The 18409-nt window shown below is 38.8% G+C and carries 21 protein-coding genes; 9 read left to right on the forward strand and 12 right to left on the reverse strand.

Going from position 1 to position 18409, the window contains the following annotated elements; genetic code table 11:
- Nucleotides 1-2: 2 nt before the first annotated feature.
- Both AC4CUY_RS19950 and def read right to left on the reverse strand, forming a co-directional pair.
- Nucleotides 3-470, reverse strand: a complete 468-nt coding sequence (locus AC4CUY_RS19950; RefSeq protein ID WP_004823725.1) for a DUF2946 family protein — start codon at nt 468-470, stop codon at nt 3-5.
- Between the two features lie 108 nt (nt 471-578).
- Nucleotides 579-1109 carry a peptide deformylase gene (gene def / locus AC4CUY_RS19955; protein ID WP_004723400.1) on the reverse strand — a complete coding sequence of 177 codons (531 nt, stop codon included), beginning with the start codon at nt 1107-1109 and terminating at the stop codon, nt 579-581.
- A 123-nt stretch (nt 1110-1232) separates the two neighbouring features.
- Between def and AC4CUY_RS19960 the strand changes: the two genes are divergently transcribed.
- From AC4CUY_RS19960 to tsaC, 3 genes are read left to right on the forward strand one after another with little or no spacing between them, the layout of a single operon-like run.
- Nucleotides 1233-2384 carry a LysM peptidoglycan-binding domain-containing protein gene (locus AC4CUY_RS19960; RefSeq protein ID WP_490774608.1) on the forward strand — a complete coding sequence of 384 codons (1152 nt, stop codon included), beginning with the start codon at nt 1233-1235 and terminating at the stop codon, nt 2382-2384.
- A gap of 23 nt (nt 2385-2407) precedes the next feature.
- Nucleotides 2408-3535 (forward strand): DNA-processing protein DprA, encoded by a 1128-nt coding sequence (dprA, locus tag AC4CUY_RS19965; RefSeq protein ID WP_353164337.1) that lies wholly within the window; start codon nt 2408-2410, stop codon nt 3533-3535.
- 46 nt (nt 3536-3581) lie between these two features.
- Complete coding sequence (tsaC, locus tag AC4CUY_RS19970) at nt 3582-4151, forward strand: L-threonylcarbamoyladenylate synthase type 1 TsaC (protein WP_096735350.1); 570 nt, start codon at nt 3582-3584, stop codon at nt 4149-4151.
- Nucleotides 4152-4785: 634 nt separating this feature from the next.
- Here the strand turns inward: tsaC and AC4CUY_RS19975 are convergent.
- Together AC4CUY_RS19975 and AC4CUY_RS19980 are read right to left on the reverse strand one after the other, a co-directional pair.
- Nucleotides 4786-5679, reverse strand: coding sequence for a DMT family transporter (locus tag AC4CUY_RS19975; protein WP_004723406.1), 894 nt, complete (start codon nt 5677-5679; stop codon nt 4786-4788).
- A gap of 142 nt (nt 5680-5821) precedes the next feature.
- Complete coding sequence (locus AC4CUY_RS19980) at nt 5822-6466, reverse strand: TetR/AcrR family transcriptional regulator (protein WP_004823720.1); 645 nt, start codon at nt 6464-6466, stop codon at nt 5822-5824.
- A 149-nt stretch (nt 6467-6615) separates the two neighbouring features.
- Between AC4CUY_RS19980 and AC4CUY_RS19985 the strand changes: the two genes are divergently transcribed.
- The 5 genes from AC4CUY_RS19985 to AC4CUY_RS20005 all read left to right on the forward strand — a co-directional run bounded on the left by AC4CUY_RS19985 (nt 6616) and on the right by AC4CUY_RS20005 (nt 10888).
- Nucleotides 6616-7854 (forward strand): MFS transporter, encoded by a 1239-nt coding sequence (locus AC4CUY_RS19985; protein WP_353164346.1) that lies wholly within the window; start codon nt 6616-6618, stop codon nt 7852-7854.
- Nucleotides 7855-7866: 12 nt separating this feature from the next.
- The gene (locus tag AC4CUY_RS19990; RefSeq protein ID WP_353164335.1) at nt 7867-8613 is read left to right on the forward strand and encodes an AraC family transcriptional regulator; all 747 of its coding nucleotides are present in this window, start codon (nt 7867-7869) and stop codon (nt 8611-8613) included.
- 188 nt (nt 8614-8801) lie between these two features.
- Nucleotides 8802-9326, forward strand: coding sequence for a PM1805 family lipoprotein (locus AC4CUY_RS19995; RefSeq protein ID WP_004723410.1), 525 nt, complete (start codon nt 8802-8804; stop codon nt 9324-9326).
- A gap of 154 nt (nt 9327-9480) precedes the next feature.
- Nucleotides 9481-10026: a glutathione peroxidase gene (locus AC4CUY_RS20000; RefSeq protein ID WP_004723411.1), complete on the forward strand. Its 546-nt coding sequence runs from the start codon at nt 9481-9483 to the stop codon at nt 10024-10026.
- A gap of 280 nt (nt 10027-10306) precedes the next feature.
- Complete coding sequence (locus tag AC4CUY_RS20005) at nt 10307-10888, forward strand: PM1805 family lipoprotein (RefSeq protein WP_490774609.1); 582 nt, start codon at nt 10307-10309, stop codon at nt 10886-10888.
- Between the two features lie 54 nt (nt 10889-10942).
- On the opposite strand, the gene AC4CUY_RS20010 is transcribed toward AC4CUY_RS20005, so the two are convergent.
- Entirely contained in the window at nt 10943-11407 is a 465-nt protein-coding gene (locus AC4CUY_RS20010; RefSeq protein ID WP_490774610.1) for a hypothetical protein, read from the reverse strand.
- Nucleotides 11408-11502: 95 nt separating this feature from the next.
- Between AC4CUY_RS20010 and AC4CUY_RS20015 the strand changes: the two genes are divergently transcribed.
- Nucleotides 11503-11940: an ATP-binding protein gene (locus tag AC4CUY_RS20015; RefSeq protein WP_151956319.1), complete on the forward strand. Its 438-nt coding sequence runs from the start codon at nt 11503-11505 to the stop codon at nt 11938-11940.
- A gap of 8 nt (nt 11941-11948) precedes the next feature.
- On the opposite strand, the gene AC4CUY_RS20020 is transcribed toward AC4CUY_RS20015, so the two are convergent.
- From AC4CUY_RS20020 to atpA, 7 genes are all read right to left on the reverse strand, one after another.
- A complete protein-coding gene (locus tag AC4CUY_RS20020; RefSeq protein WP_419280599.1) occupies nt 11949-12248 on the reverse strand; it encodes a hypothetical protein in 300 nt (99 codons plus the stop codon).
- Nucleotides 12248-12781 carry a DUF4411 family protein gene (locus tag AC4CUY_RS20025; protein WP_419280596.1) on the reverse strand — a complete coding sequence of 178 codons (534 nt, stop codon included), beginning with the start codon at nt 12779-12781 and terminating at the stop codon, nt 12248-12250. The genes AC4CUY_RS20020 and AC4CUY_RS20025 overlap by 1 nt, the downstream gene beginning before the upstream one ends.
- Nucleotides 12782-12784: 3 nt before the next feature.
- Complete coding sequence (locus AC4CUY_RS20030; protein ID WP_335954283.1) at nt 12785-13909, reverse strand: helix-turn-helix domain-containing protein; 1125 nt, start codon at nt 13907-13909, stop codon at nt 12785-12787.
- A 104-nt stretch (nt 13910-14013) separates the two neighbouring features.
- Entirely contained in the window at nt 14014-14433 is a 420-nt protein-coding gene (locus AC4CUY_RS20035; protein ID WP_004723419.1) for a F0F1 ATP synthase subunit epsilon, read from the reverse strand.
- A gap of 27 nt (nt 14434-14460) precedes the next feature.
- Nucleotides 14461-15855 (reverse strand): F0F1 ATP synthase subunit beta, encoded by a 1395-nt coding sequence (atpD, locus tag AC4CUY_RS20040; protein ID WP_004723420.1) that lies wholly within the window; start codon nt 15853-15855, stop codon nt 14461-14463.
- A gap of 26 nt (nt 15856-15881) precedes the next feature.
- Nucleotides 15882-16751: a F0F1 ATP synthase subunit gamma gene (atpG, locus tag AC4CUY_RS20045; protein ID WP_004723421.1), complete on the reverse strand. Its 870-nt coding sequence runs from the start codon at nt 16749-16751 to the stop codon at nt 15882-15884.
- 88 nt (nt 16752-16839) lie between these two features.
- Complete coding sequence (gene atpA / locus AC4CUY_RS20050; protein ID WP_004723422.1) at nt 16840-18384, reverse strand: F0F1 ATP synthase subunit alpha; 1545 nt, start codon at nt 18382-18384, stop codon at nt 16840-16842.
- Between the last annotated feature and the right edge of the window lie 25 nt (nt 18385-18409).

An 18409-nucleotide genomic window follows, 5' to 3' on the forward strand; every position in this document is an offset into this window, starting at 1 on the left:
ATTTATGCAAAAAGTGGCGGGGCTCGCCCTTGGGGAAGTAGAAACAAACGTTGCAATACAAAATAGACATGTCGAAATGCTTTTTGAAATGCAACCAGTCGCACTTGGATACGATCTAATATTTCTTTGATTTCAAGTTCAGGAGGTAAAACCAAATTGCCATAGACTGTACAGTATTGGCACTGGTGACCCGCATCATGGTGATGTGAACTTGGTTGCTCTGGCGCTGCATGTTCAGCATGGGCCAATAGATGGTCATGACTGGCAGCTTCATGTGCAGAAGATGCAGATTGATGTTGATGATGGGTGCTATGTTGATGCTTTTCGTAGAAATGACTTTGTACTAAAGCTTGAGTAATAGTTTCACAGACCGGCGCAATTTGATATTGCTTCGGTAGCAAAGGCTGTAAAAATACAGCAATCTGTAAAAAAACTGCGGTAAAACCGAGCAGTAAACCTATTCTCAACAAAACGTTCGTCTCAACATTTTTCGAGCCAGAGTATAACAAAGCCCAAACAAAATTGGGCTTTGTATTACAGGAAAATTTTAAAAGTTTTTAAAATTCAACTGACTCAGATCAACGTTTTGCTGGAACTTTTTGCTTTTCACGCTGACGAACCACTTTTTCCACTTTTTCACGCGCACGTTGACGCTTTAAAGGGGATAAGTAATCCACAAATAATTTACCGTTTAAGTGATCCATTTCATGTTGAATACATACCGCCAATAGATCATCCGCTTCGACTTCAAAAGCTTGACCTTCAAGGTTAATTGCTTCAATTTTAACTCGTGACGGACGCTCAACTTTATCGTATATTTGAGGAACAGAAAGACAGCCTTCCTCATAAGATAAGGTTTCTTCTGTAAGCGGTGTTATTTTGGGGTTAATGAACACCATAGGTTGGTCTTTGTCTTCAGACAGATCCATTACGATAAGCTGAATATGCTGATCGACCTGTGTAGCAGCCAGACCAATACCTGGCGCTTCATACATGGTTTCAAACATGTCTGCTGCTAACTGGCGAATTTCATCAGTTACCACATCGACAGGTTTTGCAATGGTGCGTAAACGGGGATCAGGAAAACTTAAAATAGGTAATAAGGCCATACTGTACCCTCTGTTGCTATGCCATTGATCTTAAAACTAAATGAAGAATATGCTTCATTAAAAAAATGTGTGTAATATGCGTATTATAACGCATATAGAGACATAATTTTAGGAATTATGATAATGAAAAAGGTTTTAACTGGCATAACGAACTTTCATGCCAAGGGGTTCAAGAAACAATTACTTGCTGTGACACTATGTTTAAGTGCAGGATTCACTTACATGGAAATCACACACGCAAGTCCAAATACCAATCCACCTGCACTTAAATCCAGTGCACCCAATGTCTATGTGGTGAAACGTGGTGATACTTTATGGGATATTGCGGGGAAATTTTTAAGCAAGCCTTGGCACTGGCCTGAAATCTGGGCAAGCAATAAGCATGTTAAAAATCCACATTGGATTTATCCAGGCGATAAATTATTGTTGTGTACTTTAGATGGTCGCCCATTGATTGGTGTAGATGAAGGTGATGGGTGTGATGGAATTATCCGTCGTCATCAAGGTGGAACATCTTTACGCCCTCAAATACGCGTTGAATCCTTAAATAATGCGATTTCAGTAATTCCATTATCAGATATTCAACCATGGTTAGAACACAGTATTGTGGTCAATCCTGAATCTTTACAGAACATCCCTTATACCATCGGCGCTGCTGATAATCGTGTGATTACGGGTGCAGGACAAACCGTTTATGCGCGTGGAAATGGCTTAGTCGTGGGTCAACGTTATGGGATCTACCGTGAAGGCAAACCTTATACTTTCCTCAATGCTGAAGGCAAAAAGTTTAATGCAGGCATGGAATTAACTGAGGTTGCTTCTGCAACTGCAGCGGCTGGTGAAAATGATGTCACCACCCTTGAGTTAACCAAAAGTTATAATGCTGAAGTGCGTAAGGGCGACTATGTCCTACCAAGCTATGATGCTGAATTGCCGAGTTTGTTCTATCCAACCACCACCAATGAAGTCATCAATGGCGGTAAAGTGGTTCGTGTACAAGGTTCAATTGGTACAGCAGCGCAATATAGTGTAGTCACCATTGACCGTGGTAGCTTACAAGGTGCTAAACCTGGGCAAGTCTTTAGTATTTACCAACAAGGTGAAACAGTCCGTGACCCAAAAACTAAAGAGTCTGTGAAATTACCAAGTCAAAAAATTGGTACACTGATGATCTTTAAGAGTTTTGATCACCTCAGCTATGCCTATATTTTGGAAAGTAATTTACCAATTAAAATGGGTGCTGAAATTAAACCACCTGCAATTGCAGATAACTAAGTTTTTCATGATGTGATTTAAATATGTTGAAGCAAATATCCAATGACCAATATGATGCCATCAGACTTTGGTATTTGGTTCAACATTCGCTCAGCGCTTTTCGTAAATTAGAAACACATTTTGGTTCTATCGCAAAAGCGCTGCAAGCTGAAAATTTAAACCGCTGGTCTGAAGCCAAAATTCATAAAAACCATCTTGAAAGAGCCAGTGAATTTTTCACTGCGCTTGGGCAATCCAAATTTCAAGTTTGCTTCGATAAAATTCAACAACATACAGATTTTATTCTTTTAGATACCGACCCTCATTATCCTCAACAACTGCTACCTTATCCTGATCATCCACCAATTCTATTTGGTAAAGGTGCATTTCAGAATCTAAGTCAACCGCAAATCGCCATCGTGGGTAGCCGAAAGCCAAGTCCGCATGGCAAACAAGTGGCTTATGATTTTGCTTACTATTTGAGTGAAAAGGGCTTTTTTATTACCAGTGGCCTAGCACTGGGAATTGATGCCGCTGCACATATGGGTGGACTAAAACACCATCGAACCATTGCGGTGATCGGTACAGGCTTAGATCTGGTTTATCCTAGTCAAAATAGACAGTTACAAGAACAAATTTTGCAGCATTCAGGAACGATTTTGACTGAATACCTGCCAGAAACTCAGCCTATTCAGCGCAATTTTCCCTATCGAAATCGGATCGTGAGTGGTTTGAGCTTAGGTGTTGTTGTCGCAGAAGCCCAACTTGGTAGTGGTTCACTGATTACGGCACAAGCTGCCGCAGAACAAGGTAAAGTGATTTTTGCAATTCCGGGGCATATTTATGGAGAGCATCATCAAGGATGTCATCAGCTCATTCGTGAAGGGGCCATTCTGGTTGATCATCCAGAACAGATTGTTGAAGATTTAGCACTTCCCACCCAATGGCATTGTGCACAACAGTCTGAATCACAATCCCCAATGCCAGAAATTCCCGAGCATTTATTTAAGCTGTATCAATTGCTGGATTGGATTGGGCAAGACTTAGATACGCTTGCTCAAAACGCAAATTTAGACATTGCACAACTCACAAGCGATCTTATGGAATTAGAACTTTTGGGTCACTGTATTCAACAATCTGGGCTGTACTTACGTTGCCGAGTCAGTTATTAAGGTTCACAATAGTGGCTTATTCCACGAAATGGCAAGGTAAACATAGATGATTACAACCTCAGTTGCTGAAGCTGCACAAATTCTTCAACAAGGTAAAGTCTTGGCTTATCCAACAGAGGCAGTATGGGGTTTAGGCTGTGATCCGTTCAATGAACAGGCTTTTTTAGAAATTTTAAGGCTTAAACAACGCCCTATAGAGAAAGGCGTGATTTTATTGGCAGGACAGCTCTCACAAGTTGAGCATCTATTAACAGAAATTGACCCTATTATTCGTGAACAAATCATTCAATCATGGACGCAACGCTCTAGAACAGAACGGGCAACAACTTGGCTACTTCCAGCTGATGATAAAATTCCACAATGGATTAAAGGCCAGCATGCTCAGGTTGCAGTTCGTGTAACCAATCACCCTTTGTGCATTGCCTTATGTAATGCCTTTAATGGTTTTATTGTGTCGACCAGTGCAAATTCGGCAGGTTTAGAACCGGCAAGATCTTTACAACAAGCCAGTCAATATTTTGGTTCTGAATTGAATTATTTAAATGGTGATCTTGGTTTAAGTCGCGAACCAAGCAAAATCATTGACGCATCTACAGCGCAAGTGATTCGCGCTTAAACACGTTAAAATATTCATTCAAACATGGGTTCAGGGCCTGTTGGCATTTCATAAATGGCTTGCGTTGTAGGTTAAAATTGAGCATGAGACGTATACGTCGTAAAGCAGGAAATGAAGAGAATAGCGAGACTATTTTCGAGTTTCATAACGTAGGCTGAGATAATTTTAGCCACAACCCCGAGCAAGAACAAAGCACTGCTTTGTTTGCAGCGCAAGGCGTAGGCGAATTGTCAACAGACCCTCATATTACCAATAAAAAGGCAAAAAAAAAACTCAGCCACATATAGGGTTGGCTGAGTATAAAAAAGGATGCGTTAAACACATCCAGAGGGTATGAAAAATTCAGTGTAGAACAATTTAATTAAGAAATTCTTAATTCGCTACGATGAAAATATTATCCTATAAATTTTTTTTGAATACAAATATATTCTTCTGAGCAATATCTGTTCATTTGAGTGAATTGCAAATAACTTGGATTTCAATAATAAAACTAAGTGTTTAAATTTGTTTTACTATTTGAATTTTCAACAGTTAAATCACTAATTAAAAAACAAATTTTGCTCAGATTTAACACTTAAAAAGCGTTAAAAATAAAGATTTAAATGAACAATTTTCACTCAAAACACTTTAAATTTTAACTCAATAATGTACTTTTTTTGACACTAAGTGACTTTTTTTGTGCCAATGCAATTCCTACTAAAATGACAATACCACCAATTGTATGCGATATCGTCCAAGCCTCATGCAACCAGAAGTAGGCAATGATTGCAGTAAATACTGGCATTAAATTCATAAAAATGCTGGTTCGATTTGGACCTAGATATTGCACAGCCATCATCCACAATAAAGGTGCAACAAGAGAAGGTAATATACCCGCATATAAAACGCTAGCGACATTACCTTGATTAATCGCATCAATGCCATAATAAAGCACAAATGGTAAATGGTAGACCAAGGTCAACGCAATTTGCACATAGAGACTCAACAGTAATGGAACTTTCAATTGCCATTTTTTCAGAAAAACCCCATAAAAAGCATAAAAGAACACAGCCAAGACCATGATCAAATCACCAGAGTGCCCTGCCAATTGAGTCAAGTTGCTAAAATCCCCTCGGCCAATCACATACAGTAAACCAAGAAAAGACAAGATACTGCCGACAACAGCGAAGCGATTGGGAATTTCACGTAAAATAAGAATCGAAACAAAAATGGTAAATACTGGAATAAAGGCGTTGATAATGCCCATATTGGTTGCTGTGGTGTAATGCGCTGCGCTATATGCCAAGCCTTGATACAAGAACATACCAAAAGCACTCAGCACCACAAATTGCATAAAATGTTGTTTAACCAAATGACGTTGCTTCCACACTTGGGGCAACATAAATGGGGTCAAAATAATAAATGCCACTAACCAGCGATAAAAGCTAATACTGACAGGTGAAATATAATCCGAAACATAACGTGTAACTGCAATATTCATTGACCAAATCAATACTGCAATGATCGGTAAACTGATTGCCCACCACATGGGTTTTGAATTGCTATACATAATTTTGACTGTCGAATAGGATCTGGAAATGATTATCGATGAAGTCGGAATAAATTTAAATATGGCATTTCAGACATCTATAGGGCTTTTCAGACAAATGCTATTTTATGCTTTTTTAAACTTAGAATAATTCCCAAGTTTTAATTGCCAAAGTCACCACACTTTGTAATTGTTCAGCACTAACCCCATCACGAGCTTGCATGGTTAAACCTTGAATCACCGTTGAATAATAATCTGTCATCGCTTGAATATTGGCGTGTGGGTTTAAGTCACCTTCTTTGACACCCTGTTGCAAACGTTGGTAGATATTTTCTTTGACTTGTTGTCTTTTCAGCAAAAGATCATGCTGAATCGGTGCATGTTCTTGTGAACAATTCATGGTTGCGGTAACCAACATACAACCCGTCGGTTTATTTTGTTGAACCAGTTTTTTAAGGTTTTCATACAAATAAATTTCAATGGCGATTTTTGCTGTTTTGGCTTGTTGAAAAATAACCTCCAAAGGACATGCCTCATGCTTTAAGTAGTATTCCAAACAGGCATGAAACAGCTGTGATTTATCTCCAAAACTACTATATATGCTGGGTGCAGTAAGATTTAAGGCTTTGGTTAAATCGCTCATCGATGTGGATTCATAGCCATATTCCCAGAACAACAACATGGCTTTTTGTAGCGCTTGTTGTTCATCAAAACATTTAGGACGGCCACGCCCACGCTTAGGTGCTTGTTTTTCAGCGACTAAAGCATGTTTTTCAGAATCAGCCATAACTTTCACATATATTTTTATAACGAACATTATTAAATTAATTGACAACACAAAATTAATCAAATATTTTATTTTTATAACGATCGTTAATGAATTAAAAAATACCTCCATATGCTTTCGCTTTACAGCAGGAATATATCTTCATGAATATGATGCAATCAGAAGTTTCAGAACCACAGTCCTCTGAGATTCCCCCCAGTAGCCAAGGGAGCTGGTTGGCGCTATTGACAGTCGCAATTACTGCTTTTGCTTTGGTCACCAGTGAGTTTCTCCCAATTGGTGTCCTCAACGACATTTCCAGTGATTTGCATGTATCTGTTGGTACAGCGGGTTTGATGATCACTCTCCCAGGGATCATGGCCGCCATAGCAGCACCACTCCTTCCCGTTCTAGTCAAAAATTTAGATCGACGTTACTTACTCCTAGCCCTGTCTGCAACGATGGTGTTTGCCAATGCCATCACTGCAATTGCATCAACTTTTGAAATTTTATTGCTGAGCCGTTTCATTCTTGGATTTGCGATTGGTGGATTTTGGGCGACTGCGATTGCCTTAAGTGGTCGTTTAGCACCAAGCCATTTACCTATTGCGAAAGCAACAGCAACTGTCATGGCTGGGGTAACTTTAGCCACTGTTCTTGGTGTACCGATTGGGACATGGTTAAGTGATGCATATGGCTGGCGAACATCATTTGGAATTACCTCCGCCATCGGCTTCGTTGTTTTAGTGTTGGGAATTAAATTTATCCCAAGCTTAAAACCTGAATCCGCCATTCATTTTAAAGACTTACCTGCATTGCTAAGAATCAGTAAAGCCAGACAAGGTTTGATTATTATTTTGTTGATTGGTTTAGCTCATTTTTCATCATATAGCTATCTGACCCCGTTCTTTAAAAATTCAGCAGGCTTTGACAGCGCCACTATCAGTTCTCTACTGTTATTATTTGGTATCGCAGGTATCTTTGGGAATGCTTTTGCTGGTTATAGCGGTAATTTGAATGTGCGTTATACCTTTGCATTCGTTGCCATCTGTTTTGCGGTTGTATTCTTTGGCTTTCCTCTATTTGCCATTCATCCATCAGGCGCATTTATTCTTACAGCGCTTTGGGGTTTTGCATTTGGTGCATTTCCAACCACTGCCAATATTTGGATGTTTTTACACGCCCCTCAAGCTGTAGAAAAAGGTATGCCGTTATTTGTTGGTTTCTTCCAAGTTATGATTGCAACAGGTGCATTAATCGGTGGCTATGTTGTTGACCATTTTAATGCCAACATTTTATTGTATAGTGTACTGAGTTTTATTCTTTTGGCCTTTATTTCAATCTTCACGCTAAGTCGTGGATTAAATAACCCCAAAGCTGAAAACACTGCCATTCAATGTGAGAGTTAAGTCTTTTCAACTATGTATTCAGCGCTGATTTCTGTAGAAGAATTTTTCTACCAAAAGCATGATGTCGTTACACCCCATTCAAATTTATGGGGTGATTTTAATTTGAGTTTAAATGGGACTTTAGAACTCAATGTCGCAGAACAAACCTATCTGTCTCCACCAAGTTATGGTTTGTGGATTCCACCGCAAACCGAACATTGTTGTACAGCTGTGGATGATCAACTGACGCATTACATCTGTATCCGTATTCACCCTCAGCTTTGTCAAAGCTTATCCCAAAGCACAAAGACTTTAAGTATTCGCCCTTTTTTACGTCATACCATTGAAGAAGTTTTAGCGCAGCAGAAACAAGGGATTCCATCATCTCCCTATTATCAACACTTATTAGAACTGTTGGTCGATCAAATCCAAAATAGTGTGTGTTATGAGCATTATTTACCGCAAACCAACCATCCCATACTCAAGCCTATTCTTGAGCATTTGTCGGATACAACACGCTTCCCCCAAAGCCTTCAGGAAATTCTCGATACTTTTCAGATTACTGAACGGCATGCACTTAGACTTAGCCAAGAGCACCTTAAACTTTCGCTGTCTGAATGGCGTAATCGCGCCAAGATTATTTATGCAATTTCATTGATCCAACAAGGCGTCTCAATTAAAAAAATTAGCTTAGACCTCGGCTATCAACATACGTCCAGCTTCATTGAGTTTTTTAAGCGTTACACTCATCAAACCCCAGCACAAATGCGAAATCTTTAAGACTGGGGTGTTTTTCAAGCAGCCTAATTCCACTTTATTGATAAGTTTATATACAAAAATACTATAGAAAATTGCCTTAAAATTGTGCATTTTGCATCTTATGCTCTAGATTAAGCATATAACTTTTTGAATTTGTATATATTACCGTCAAATTCATAAGAATTTTAAATAATGAAGGGTTCGAATAAATGAAAAAATTACTACTAGCTACACTATGTGCTTCAGCGTTTGCTTTAACTGCATGTGATAAAAAACCAGCTGATTCAGCTTCAGGAACTGAGAACAAACCTGCTGCAGCTGCGGTTTCTTTAAGTACCAACAATACTGCTGATATCAAAAGCGATTTAACTGCACTTCAAACAATGTCTACAGCGAAAGCTAAAGAAGCATTGAACTTCCAAACAGAAGTGATGCAAGCTGCACAAAAGGGTGATAAAGATGCACTGAAAGGTGTTGTCGATAAAATGAAAACTTATGTGGATGGTTTCAACAAAGATCTTGATGGTTTAGCACTTAAAAGTACTGAAGTTGCGTCTGTACGTGACAAAATGAAAGAGTCAAATAACCTAGGCGTTGAAATGTCTGAAGCTGGTTTAGCGACTTCACCAGATCCACAAAAAATCATGGAACTTCAAAAGAAAGGTACTGAGTTACAACAAAGCCTGTTAACTGAAATGCAAGCACTTCAAGCCAAAGCAAACGCTGCACCATAATCGATTAAATTTGATGCAGTTTTTAAAAGCAGATCCTATGATCTGCTTTTTTTATTACACTTATATACAAATGTAACTTGCTGAAATCTTGGAATATCGCTAAAACATTAGACATATTTCTAATCACTGTCTTTTGATTTTTAAGGATACCCCTATGAGCAATTCCGTTTATGACATCCCAGTCAATACCATCAAAGGTGAAGCGACGACCTTGAATCAATATCAAGGTAAAGTTCTTTTAATCGTTAACGTTGCATCTAAATGTGGCCTTACTCCACAATATGAAGGTTTAGAAAAGCTATATACTGAAAAGAAAGATCAAGGTTTAGAAATCCTCGGCTTTCCTGCAAATAACTTTCTTGCGCAAGAGCCTGGAACAAATGATGAAATCGAGCAATTTTGCTCTTTAACTTACAATGTCGACTTCCCACTTTTTGCTAAAATTTCAGTTGCAGGTGATGATAAGCATCCACTTTATGACAGCTTAATTCATGCAATCCCTGAACGTATTGGTGAAGGTCCTTGGTGGAAAGACTTAGTCGATTATGGCCTAACACCAAACCCAAAACCTGAAGTCCTTTGGAACTTTGAAAAATTCTTAATCGGTAAAAATGGCGAAATCGTGGCACGTTTTGCACCAGATATCACTGCTGATGATCCACGAATTACATCTGCGATTGAAGCTGAATTAGCAAAATAAATCGAGCATTAAAAGCTCTATGCTTTAAATAAATTTTTATATTTTGCAGTTTTGATCGAAAATTTTATATTTTCGATCAAAACTCCCTCTAGCTTTATTCACAATTTAAAATTTCAACCACCTTCAATAGCGTGCTAAAAATGTATTCTTTTTTGCTTTTGTTTGAGTAGAAATGAATCTCTAAAGTTACAGACTGTATGTCCTTTGCAACAATCCTCAATCTCTACACTTTTGCAAATTATAGTGAATTCATAACCGATTAAATTACTTTTGGACAACGATGAAAAAGCTTTTACAAGGTGCGGTTTTGCCTTTTGTTATTTTTATTTCTGGCATGTTACTACTAGGCTGTAATCAAGCAGCTGAACAATCACGTCAACAAGATGACGCTCAAGCGATTGAAACTGCGCAAATGAGTGAGAATACATCCGACTCAAATAATAATAATCAATCAACAGCAAAAAGTACTGAAGATTTAAAACAAGGCAATATGTTTTATATCGCACGTGATGTTGCCAACGTACAGCTGAAAACTGGTGACTATGTTGAAAAATTACAGCAAAGCCAATCTAATTTACAACAAGCGATACAATCACAAAATCAAGCTGAGCTACAACAATCTGTCAAAACATTGACTCGTGAACTACAAGGCTTTAACACAGCATTGATTTCATTAGATTTAAAAAGCCAAGAGATTGATGGTATCCGCCAACAAGTGCTACAAGCCAATAAGCAAGTGCTTAACTCAGCACTGTTAAACGGTGATTTAGACATTTCAAAAGTTGATTTTAAGAAAATCGAACAACAAATGAATACCATCCAACTAGATATGCTTAAACTGGCAGGCATGATGATTCCTTGATCAAATACAGAGCAAGCTACTGAACAGAGTTAATTAGATTTGAACAGATCAGCCTTAGCTTGGCTTTGTAACATTACATAATGGATCTTGTCCTAGCGCGCGTTTAGCATCTAACTTAAAACGAGCTTGAGCAGACTTATAACTTGCGGGTAAAAATAGCGTTAAACGGGTTTTATTCTTTCCAATGGATTCCACCAAGGTTTTTGATAAATACGCCCCACCCTCTGTACGGGTAAACAAGGTTCCCATTTCTAAATCTCGTTCTAGTCGATTGTCGGTAAAGACAAAATCTTTTTCGCCAGTAAACGCAACACATTGCCCATAGGCCATTTTCAAATTTTTAAATGCGACAACATAATCGATATCTAATTCTGTTTCTAAACCATTTCCCACTGAATTTGCCACCAAACTTGCTTCAGTGGGTGCATTTGGTGTAGTGACAAATTGACTTTGACATGCTGAAACAGCACTCAGTAGAAGTATTGAAAATAAATACCGACATTGAACTAATTTTTTCATTTTAAGTTTATTGGTTTTCTACAACAATGAATGGATTGTAGCAAAGTTCATGAACATGATTTAATAGCAGATTAACCGTATTTTTGTAGTGTTTCATGCAACTGATTTTATTCACAGGCGTACAAGCTTCGGGTAAATCTACTTTTTATCAACAGTATTTTTATCATACACATCTACGTATCAATCTCGATATGCTAAAAACACGCCATCGTGAAAAGATACTGTTTGAAGCAGCTATAGCCTCTAAAACCAAAATCGTGATAGATAACACCAACATGAGCAAAGCCGATCGAGCCCGTTATATTCAACTTGCCAAAACTGCTGGCTTCGAGGTCATATCATATTATTTTGAAACGGATCTAGACAGCACTTTACAGCGTAATGCACAACGTGAGGGTAAAGCCAATATTGCTGAAAAAGGCGTTAAAGCCACCTTTTATAAATTAGAAGTCCCGAATCGTTCAGAAGGTTTTGATGCGCTGTTTAAAGTAAATATGATAGAAAATAATGGCTTTTCAATTACTCATAACTGAATAAAAATTTAATGTTGGGCCAATCGCCATGTTTTAAATGCGGTTTGCATCTGTTGTTGTATTTCTTTAGATACCTTACGAGCTGCTATATTGGAAAAATCTCCACGATAGGTTTCAGCCACAATTGAACTTGCCAAATCTTCGATCGCAATTCGACCTTTGTTGTGATACGCCTGAATTTCTACTCCGGTTAAATAAATATCCCAACATGAAACAACAGAACTCATATCTACGGCAATGCTGAGATAGTAGTCATCTTGCGTTTGATAAAGTTCCCAAAAGTGCGCTTGCTGTTCGATGAGGTGCATTAATATTTATGACCTAAATAATTAAAAAGCATAAACCAATTCATACACTCCACATTAAATAACTCACATAAATTGGGTACTTTTATATGCCTTTGATGATCTGGATTTTCCCAATTCAAAATTTTTGAGCGTGTTTCAGATGTTAAAACAACCGCATCATTTCCCAGAAATTTCGCAAAACTAACTATGTCGGAATCGCCATAATTATCTCTTGTCACATGTGGGCTTTTTCTAGCAGCACTGAAACCAAGTAAAGTTTCTTTTAATTCTAAAGTCTTCGAACCAAATTCATCTGATTCTGGAAAAATTACTTTATATTCTTTAATAAATACTTCGAAAATCGATACATCTAATTCATGTAACTCTATATAAGATAAAATTTCTTGATAAATTGAAGAGGTAATATAAAATCTAATCTGACTTGCTGATATACAACTAAGCAGATTTTCCCATAAGGCTTCAAAAACCTCATTTCCATAAAATCTATAACATAAATCTAATACAGCATTAGCATCTAAACTAAGCATTTTCATTGTTTAAAACACCTTTGACTGTAATCTTCCAAATGAATCTGTATTATTTTTATCATGGAAACGCAGTATATGCTTTGCAGTTGAGGCGGGAATAGCTTCACTCCACATTGCACTCATTACTTTTTCAACAAAATTAAAACCAAAATAATTCAACACTAAAGACTCCTTTTTAGGGCCACCTTTAATATCTCCATGTCTAGTATCTAAATCCGCAAGATACATAGTTAACTCTTTCTGAGATATAAGACCAACATTTTTGAATTGAATTGCTATCGCAGCTTTACTAGCCTTCGTAATACTTCTAATTTTTAAGATGTTACTTTCTAGTGAATTTAATGGATCATATTCCTTTTCGATAATACTTATTGGTGCAACTACATGCCCTGCAACCTCATCGCAATACCGTTCTAATTTTGAACTACTATGTAATAACTTACCATCAAAAATACTTTGGCCTAAGCCCAGATGAACTAATTCATGGATCAAAGTAAATAATCTTCTCGAATAACTTTGTCCCGTGCTTAATATACCTATTATAGGTACAACATCAAAAAATAGACAAAGCCCATCAGAACCAAAATCCTCTTTCGGCTTTTCTAAAACTAAGATTGATTTATCTTCAACAAGTGCTCTCCAAGATTTAAAATAATCGTCTTGGTTTTTTAAACTTTTTTTATGTTGATAGAAGCCAAAATATGAAATTATTAATTCCGCATCTTTAATAGCACTATCTCCTGATAATACTAATCTAAAAGGTAAAGGCTCTTCGTCTAAGCTATCTAAAACCGTTAAATAATTACTTCTTACAGCGCAAAACTCTTGGATTAATGCTTTATCCCTATATGAATTTTCAACAAAATTTTCTAAATTTCTAAATTCTGTTAGTTCTGGCTGTGTTCTTTCATAAATAAAACTATCTGTACTTAAATAAACTGTAGGAACAAATAGCTTTTCTGCAATCTTTTGAAGTTGCGATAGTTTAAGAACTTTTTCATCTGTACTTAAAACGCTGTCTATTTTATTTTCTGAAATACCTGTTTTTTTGGCGAGATCAGCTGCTGATATGTTCATATCAGTCATATAACGCATTAAAGCGATAGATGAATGTTTGACTAATTCAGCAGGCATTTTATAAAAACCATCATTGAGAGTATAAAGATTATACTATTTTTTATAATTTTAACTATAAAAAAACCACCCTCGCGGGTGGTTTTTCAATCTCAAACTGCGTGTTATAGCGCGCGGTTTTTGATTTTGCGGATGGTTTCCAACTGAGCAGCAGTTTCTGCAAGAGCAGCCAAAGCAGCAGCAGAGTCCAAATCGCTTTTTTGATTTGCAAGCAATTGTTCAGCATGTTTACGTGCTTCAAGAATTGCAGCTTCATCTAAGTTGTCAGCACGAACTGCAGTATCTGCAAGCACAGTAACAACATGCGGTTGAACTTCTAGAACACCACCAGATACATAGATTAACTCTTCTGTACCGTTTTCAAGCAGAACGCGAATTGCGCCCGGCTTGAGTAAGGTGACTAACGGAGCGTGACCAGGCATGATACCCAATTCACCGCCAGCACCTTTTGCGATAAGCATTGTCACAGTGCCTGAGTACAAAGACTCATTAACACTTACAACATCACATTGCATAGTCGACATGTGAATCTCCTAAATTAGAGTTGCTAATTAAAGCTTCTCGGCTTTAGCGATCACTTCGTCAATACCACCAACCATATAGAACGCTTGTTCTGGGATGTGATCGTATTCACCAGCTAGAAGACCTTTAAAGCCACGAATTGTTTCTTTAAGTGGTACAAGTTTACCAGGAGCACCAGTAAACACTTCAGCTACGTGGAACGGTTGAGAGAAGAAACGTTGGATTTTACGCGCACGGTAAACAATCAACTTATCTTCTTCTGCTAACTCGTCCATACCCAAGATTGCGATGATGTCTTTAAGCTCTTTATAACGTTGCAATACGTTCTGTACAGAACGTGCAATTTCATAATGCTCAGCACCAACAACAAGTGGATCTAACTGACGTGAAGTAGAGTCAAGTGGATCGATCGCTGGGTAAATACCAGAAGATGCGATGTCACGGCTCAATACTACAGTTGCATCTAAGTGAGCAAATGTAGTTGCAGGCGATGGATCTGTTAAGTCATCGGCAGGTACATATACCGCTTGGATAGATGTAATCGAACCAGACTTAGTCGATGTAATACGTTCTTGAAGAACACCCATCTCTTCTGCAAGCGTCGGTTGGTAACCTACTGCAGATGGCATACGACCTAAAAGAGCAGATACTTCAGTACCAGCCAATGTGTAACGGTAAATGTTGTCAACGAACAACAATACGTCACGGCCTTTACCGTTTTCATCTTTCTCATCACGGAAGTATTCAGCCATGGTCAAACCAGTTAACGCTACGCGTAAACGGTTACCTGGTGGCTCATTCATCTGACCGTAGACCATTGCTACTTTGTCAAGAACGTTAGAATCTTTCATCTCGTGGTAGAAGTCATTACCTTCACGAGTACGCTCACCAACACCAGCAAACACAGATAAACCTGAGTGAGCTTTCGCGATGTTGTTGATCAATTCCATCATGTTTACAGTTTTACCAACACCGGCACCACCGAATAAACCAACTTTACCACCTTTAGCAAACGGGCAAAGTAAGTCAATGACTTTAATACCAGTTTCTAAAAGGTCAGTAGAAGCAGCTTGTTCAGCATAAGAAGGTGCTTGACGGTGAATCGGCAAACGCGCTTCAGTCGCAACTGGACCAGCTTCGTCGATTGGGCGACCAAGAACGTCCATGATACGACCTAAACATGCAGTACCTACAGGTACAGAAATAGGTGCACCAGTATTAGATACGTTTAGACCACGTTTAAGACCTTCTGTAGATCCCATTGCGATGGTACGAACTACACCATCACCAAGTTGTTGCTGAACTTCTAAAGTAGTTTCAGTACCGTCAACTTGGAGAGCGTCATAGATCTTAGGAACGCTATTGCGTTCAAACTCGACGTCGATAACCGCGCCGATGATCTGAATGATACGACCGCTACTCATTGCTGTCTCCTCAATTCAAAATAATGTTAAACGGCAGCGGCACCACCAACGATCTCAGAAATTTCCTGAGTAATCGCGGCTTGACGCAGCTTGTTATAAATGAGTTGTAGGCTCTTGATAAGATCACCTGCGTTGTCAGTTGCAGCTTTCATTGCAACCATACGAGCAGACTGCTCACATGCGATGTTTTCAATCACACCTTGATAAACCATAGACTCAATGTAACGAACCAATAAACCATTTAAAAGCTCTTCAGCTTCTGGTTCATATAGATAATCCCAACCATATTGGCGGTTAAGATCCTCGTCCGTATCAGCCGCAGCTAATGGAACAAGTTGTTCGATTTTTTGGTTTTGAGTCATGGCATTGACAAAGCCGTTTGACACAAGATAAATACGATCTAACTCGCCTTTATCAAATGCATCTAACATCACCTGTACAGAACCAGTTAACTGTTCAAGACTTGGAGCATCACCTACTTGCGTAGTTGCGCCAAGTACTTTACCGCCGTAGTTTTTAAAAAACGAAACCGCTTTTTGACCAATTAAAGCAAATTGAACTTCAATTGACTGCTCTTGTTGCTGTTGTACGTGTTTTACCACTTTTTTGAACAAGTTAATGTTCAAACCACCAGCAAGACCACGATCTGAAGAAACAATGATATAGCCAACGCGTTTTACAGGGCGTTCAACCATATAGCGATGTTTGTATTCAGGATTCGCTTGGACCAAATGAGCAATTACACGGTGCATATTTTCGGCATACGGACGGCCCTGAGCCATGCGCTCTTGCGCACGACGCATCTTAGAAGCTGCTACCATTTGCATCGCGCGAGTAATCTTTTGCGTGCTCTTGATACTAGCTACTTTGGCGCGAATTTCTTTTAAATTTGCCATACGCTTAACCTAGTATTCGAAAGCCCTTTCGAGCTTCCGAAGGTTGATCCGTGAACCAAACCATAACTAACAACAACATACATTGAAATTAGTAAGTTTGAGTCGCTTTAAAGCTTTCAATACCTGCTTTGATTGCAGCTTCGATGTCTTTGTCGTAGTTACCAGTTTCATCGATGTTTTGCATTAACGCAGCATGTTCTGAACGGAAGTAAGAAATTAACGCAGTATCAAAGTCTACGATTTTCTTCACTTCAACGTCAGCCATGTAGCCTTCGTTAGATGCATAAATTGAAACAGCTTGGTCAGCAATTGAATATGGAGCATATTGTTTTTGCTTCATTAATTCAGTTACACGTTGACCATGTTCAAGTTGCTTACGAGTTGCTTCATCAAGGTCAGAAGCGAACTGAGCAAATGCTGCCAATTCACGGTATTGCGCCAAAGCAGTACGGATACCACCAGACAATTTTTTGATGATCTTCGTTTGAGCAGAACCACCAACACGCGATACAGAGATACCCGCGTTCACAGCAGGACGAATACCTGCGTTGAATAATGATGTTTCTAAGAAGATCTGACCATCAGTAATCGAAATTACGTTTGTCGGTACGAATGCAGATACGTCACCCGCTTGAGTTTCAATAATTGGCAATGCAGTTAATGAACCAGTTTGGCCTTTAACTTCACCATTAGTGAATTTCTCAACATAGTCAGCAGATACACGAGAAGCACGTTCAAGTAGACGTGAATGAAGATAGAACACGTCACCTGGGTAAGCTTCACGACCTGGTGGACGACGAAGAAGCAATGAAATTTGACGGTAAGCAACAGCTTGTTTAGACAAGTCATCATAAATGATAAGTGCGTCTTCACCGCGGTCACGGAAGTACTCGCCCATTGTACAACCAGCATATGGAGCAAGATACTGCATTGCTGCAGGATCAGCTGCAGCAGCTGCTACAACAGTTGTGTACGCCATAGCGCCAGTTTCTTCAAGCTTACGTACTACGTTTGCAATTGTTGATTGTTTTTGACCAATCGCAACGTATACACACTTAATGCCTGATTGTTTTTGAGCAATGATCGCATCGATCGCCATTGCTGTTTTACCAGTTTGACGGTCACCGATGATCAACTCACGCTGACCACGACCAACAGGGATCATTGTATCTACTGATTTATAACCAGTTTGTACAGGTTGATCCACTGATTGACGCCAAATTACACCTGGTGCTACTTTTTCAACAGCATCAGTAAGTTTTGCATCAATAGGGCCTTTACCATCAATCGGGTTACCCAAAGCATCTACTACACGGCCTAAAAGTTCTGGACCAACCGGAACTTCTAATACACGACCTGTGCAACGAGCTTTTTGACCTTCTTGAAGGCTTAAGTAGTTACCTAAGACAACGGCACCCACTGAATCCTGTTCTAGGTTCAGTGCCATACCAAATAAGCCGCCGTCGAATTCGATCATTTCACCGTACATTGCATCAGCAAGGCCGTGAATACGCACAATACCGTCGGAAACCATAACAATGGTCCCTTCGTTCTTAGCGGTCGCGCTGGTGTCCAGATCGCCGATACGCTGTTTAATGAGCGCACTGATCTCGGATGGATTCAGTTGTTGCATTGCGCTATACCTCAATCTTTTTAAA

The sequence above is a fragment of the Acinetobacter sp. 778_lipA genome (genome assembly GCF_058242985.1).

Coding starts and splice junctions, on each gene's coding strand:
- def (WP_004723400.1), bottom strand. CDS start 1,109: ATGGCCTTATTACCTATTTTAAGTTTTCCTGATCCCCGTTTACGCACC.
- AC4CUY_RS19960 (WP_490774608.1), top strand. CDS start 1,233: ATGAAAAAGGTTTTAACTGGCATAACGAACTTTCATGCCAAGGGGTTC.
- dprA (WP_353164337.1), top strand. CDS start 2,408: ATGTTGAAGCAAATATCCAATGACCAATATGATGCCATCAGACTTTGG.
- tsaC (WP_096735350.1), top strand. CDS start 3,582: ATGATTACAACCTCAGTTGCTGAAGCTGCACAAATTCTTCAACAAGGT.
- AC4CUY_RS19975 (WP_004723406.1), bottom strand. CDS start 5,679: ATGTGGTGGGCAATCAGTTTACCGATCATTGCAGTATTGATTTGGTCA.
- AC4CUY_RS19980 (WP_004823720.1), bottom strand. CDS start 6,466: ATGGCTGATTCTGAAAAACATGCTTTAGTCGCTGAAAAACAAGCACCT.
- AC4CUY_RS19985 (WP_353164346.1), top strand. CDS start 6,616: ATGATGCAATCAGAAGTTTCAGAACCACAGTCCTCTGAGATTCCCCCC.
- AC4CUY_RS19990 (WP_353164335.1), top strand. CDS start 7,867: ATGTATTCAGCGCTGATTTCTGTAGAAGAATTTTTCTACCAAAAGCAT.
- AC4CUY_RS19995 (WP_004723410.1), top strand. CDS start 8,802: ATGAAAAAATTACTACTAGCTACACTATGTGCTTCAGCGTTTGCTTTA.
- AC4CUY_RS20000 (WP_004723411.1), top strand. CDS start 9,481: ATGAGCAATTCCGTTTATGACATCCCAGTCAATACCATCAAAGGTGAA.
- AC4CUY_RS20005 (WP_490774609.1), top strand. CDS start 10,307: ATGAAAAAGCTTTTACAAGGTGCGGTTTTGCCTTTTGTTATTTTTATT.
- AC4CUY_RS20010 (WP_490774610.1), bottom strand. CDS start 11,407: ATGAAAAAATTAGTTCAATGTCGGTATTTATTTTCAATACTTCTACTG.
- AC4CUY_RS20015 (WP_151956319.1), top strand. CDS start 11,503: ATGCAACTGATTTTATTCACAGGCGTACAAGCTTCGGGTAAATCTACT.
- AC4CUY_RS20020 (WP_419280599.1), bottom strand. CDS start 12,248: ATGCACCTCATCGAACAGCAAGCGCACTTTTGGGAACTTTATCAAACG.
- AC4CUY_RS20025 (WP_419280596.1), bottom strand. CDS start 12,781: ATGAAAATGCTTAGTTTAGATGCTAATGCTGTATTAGATTTATGTTAT.
- AC4CUY_RS20030 (WP_335954283.1), bottom strand. CDS start 13,909: ATGCCTGCTGAATTAGTCAAACATTCATCTATCGCTTTAATGCGTTAT.
- AC4CUY_RS20035 (WP_004723419.1), bottom strand. CDS start 14,433: ATGTCGACTATGCAATGTGATGTTGTAAGTGTTAATGAGTCTTTGTAC.
- atpD (WP_004723420.1), bottom strand. CDS start 15,855: ATGAGTAGCGGTCGTATCATTCAGATCATCGGCGCGGTTATCGACGTC.
- atpG (WP_004723421.1), bottom strand. CDS start 16,751: ATGGCAAATTTAAAAGAAATTCGCGCCAAAGTAGCTAGTATCAAGAGC.
- atpA (WP_004723422.1), bottom strand. CDS start 18,384: ATGCAACAACTGAATCCATCCGAGATCAGTGCGCTCATTAAACAGCGT.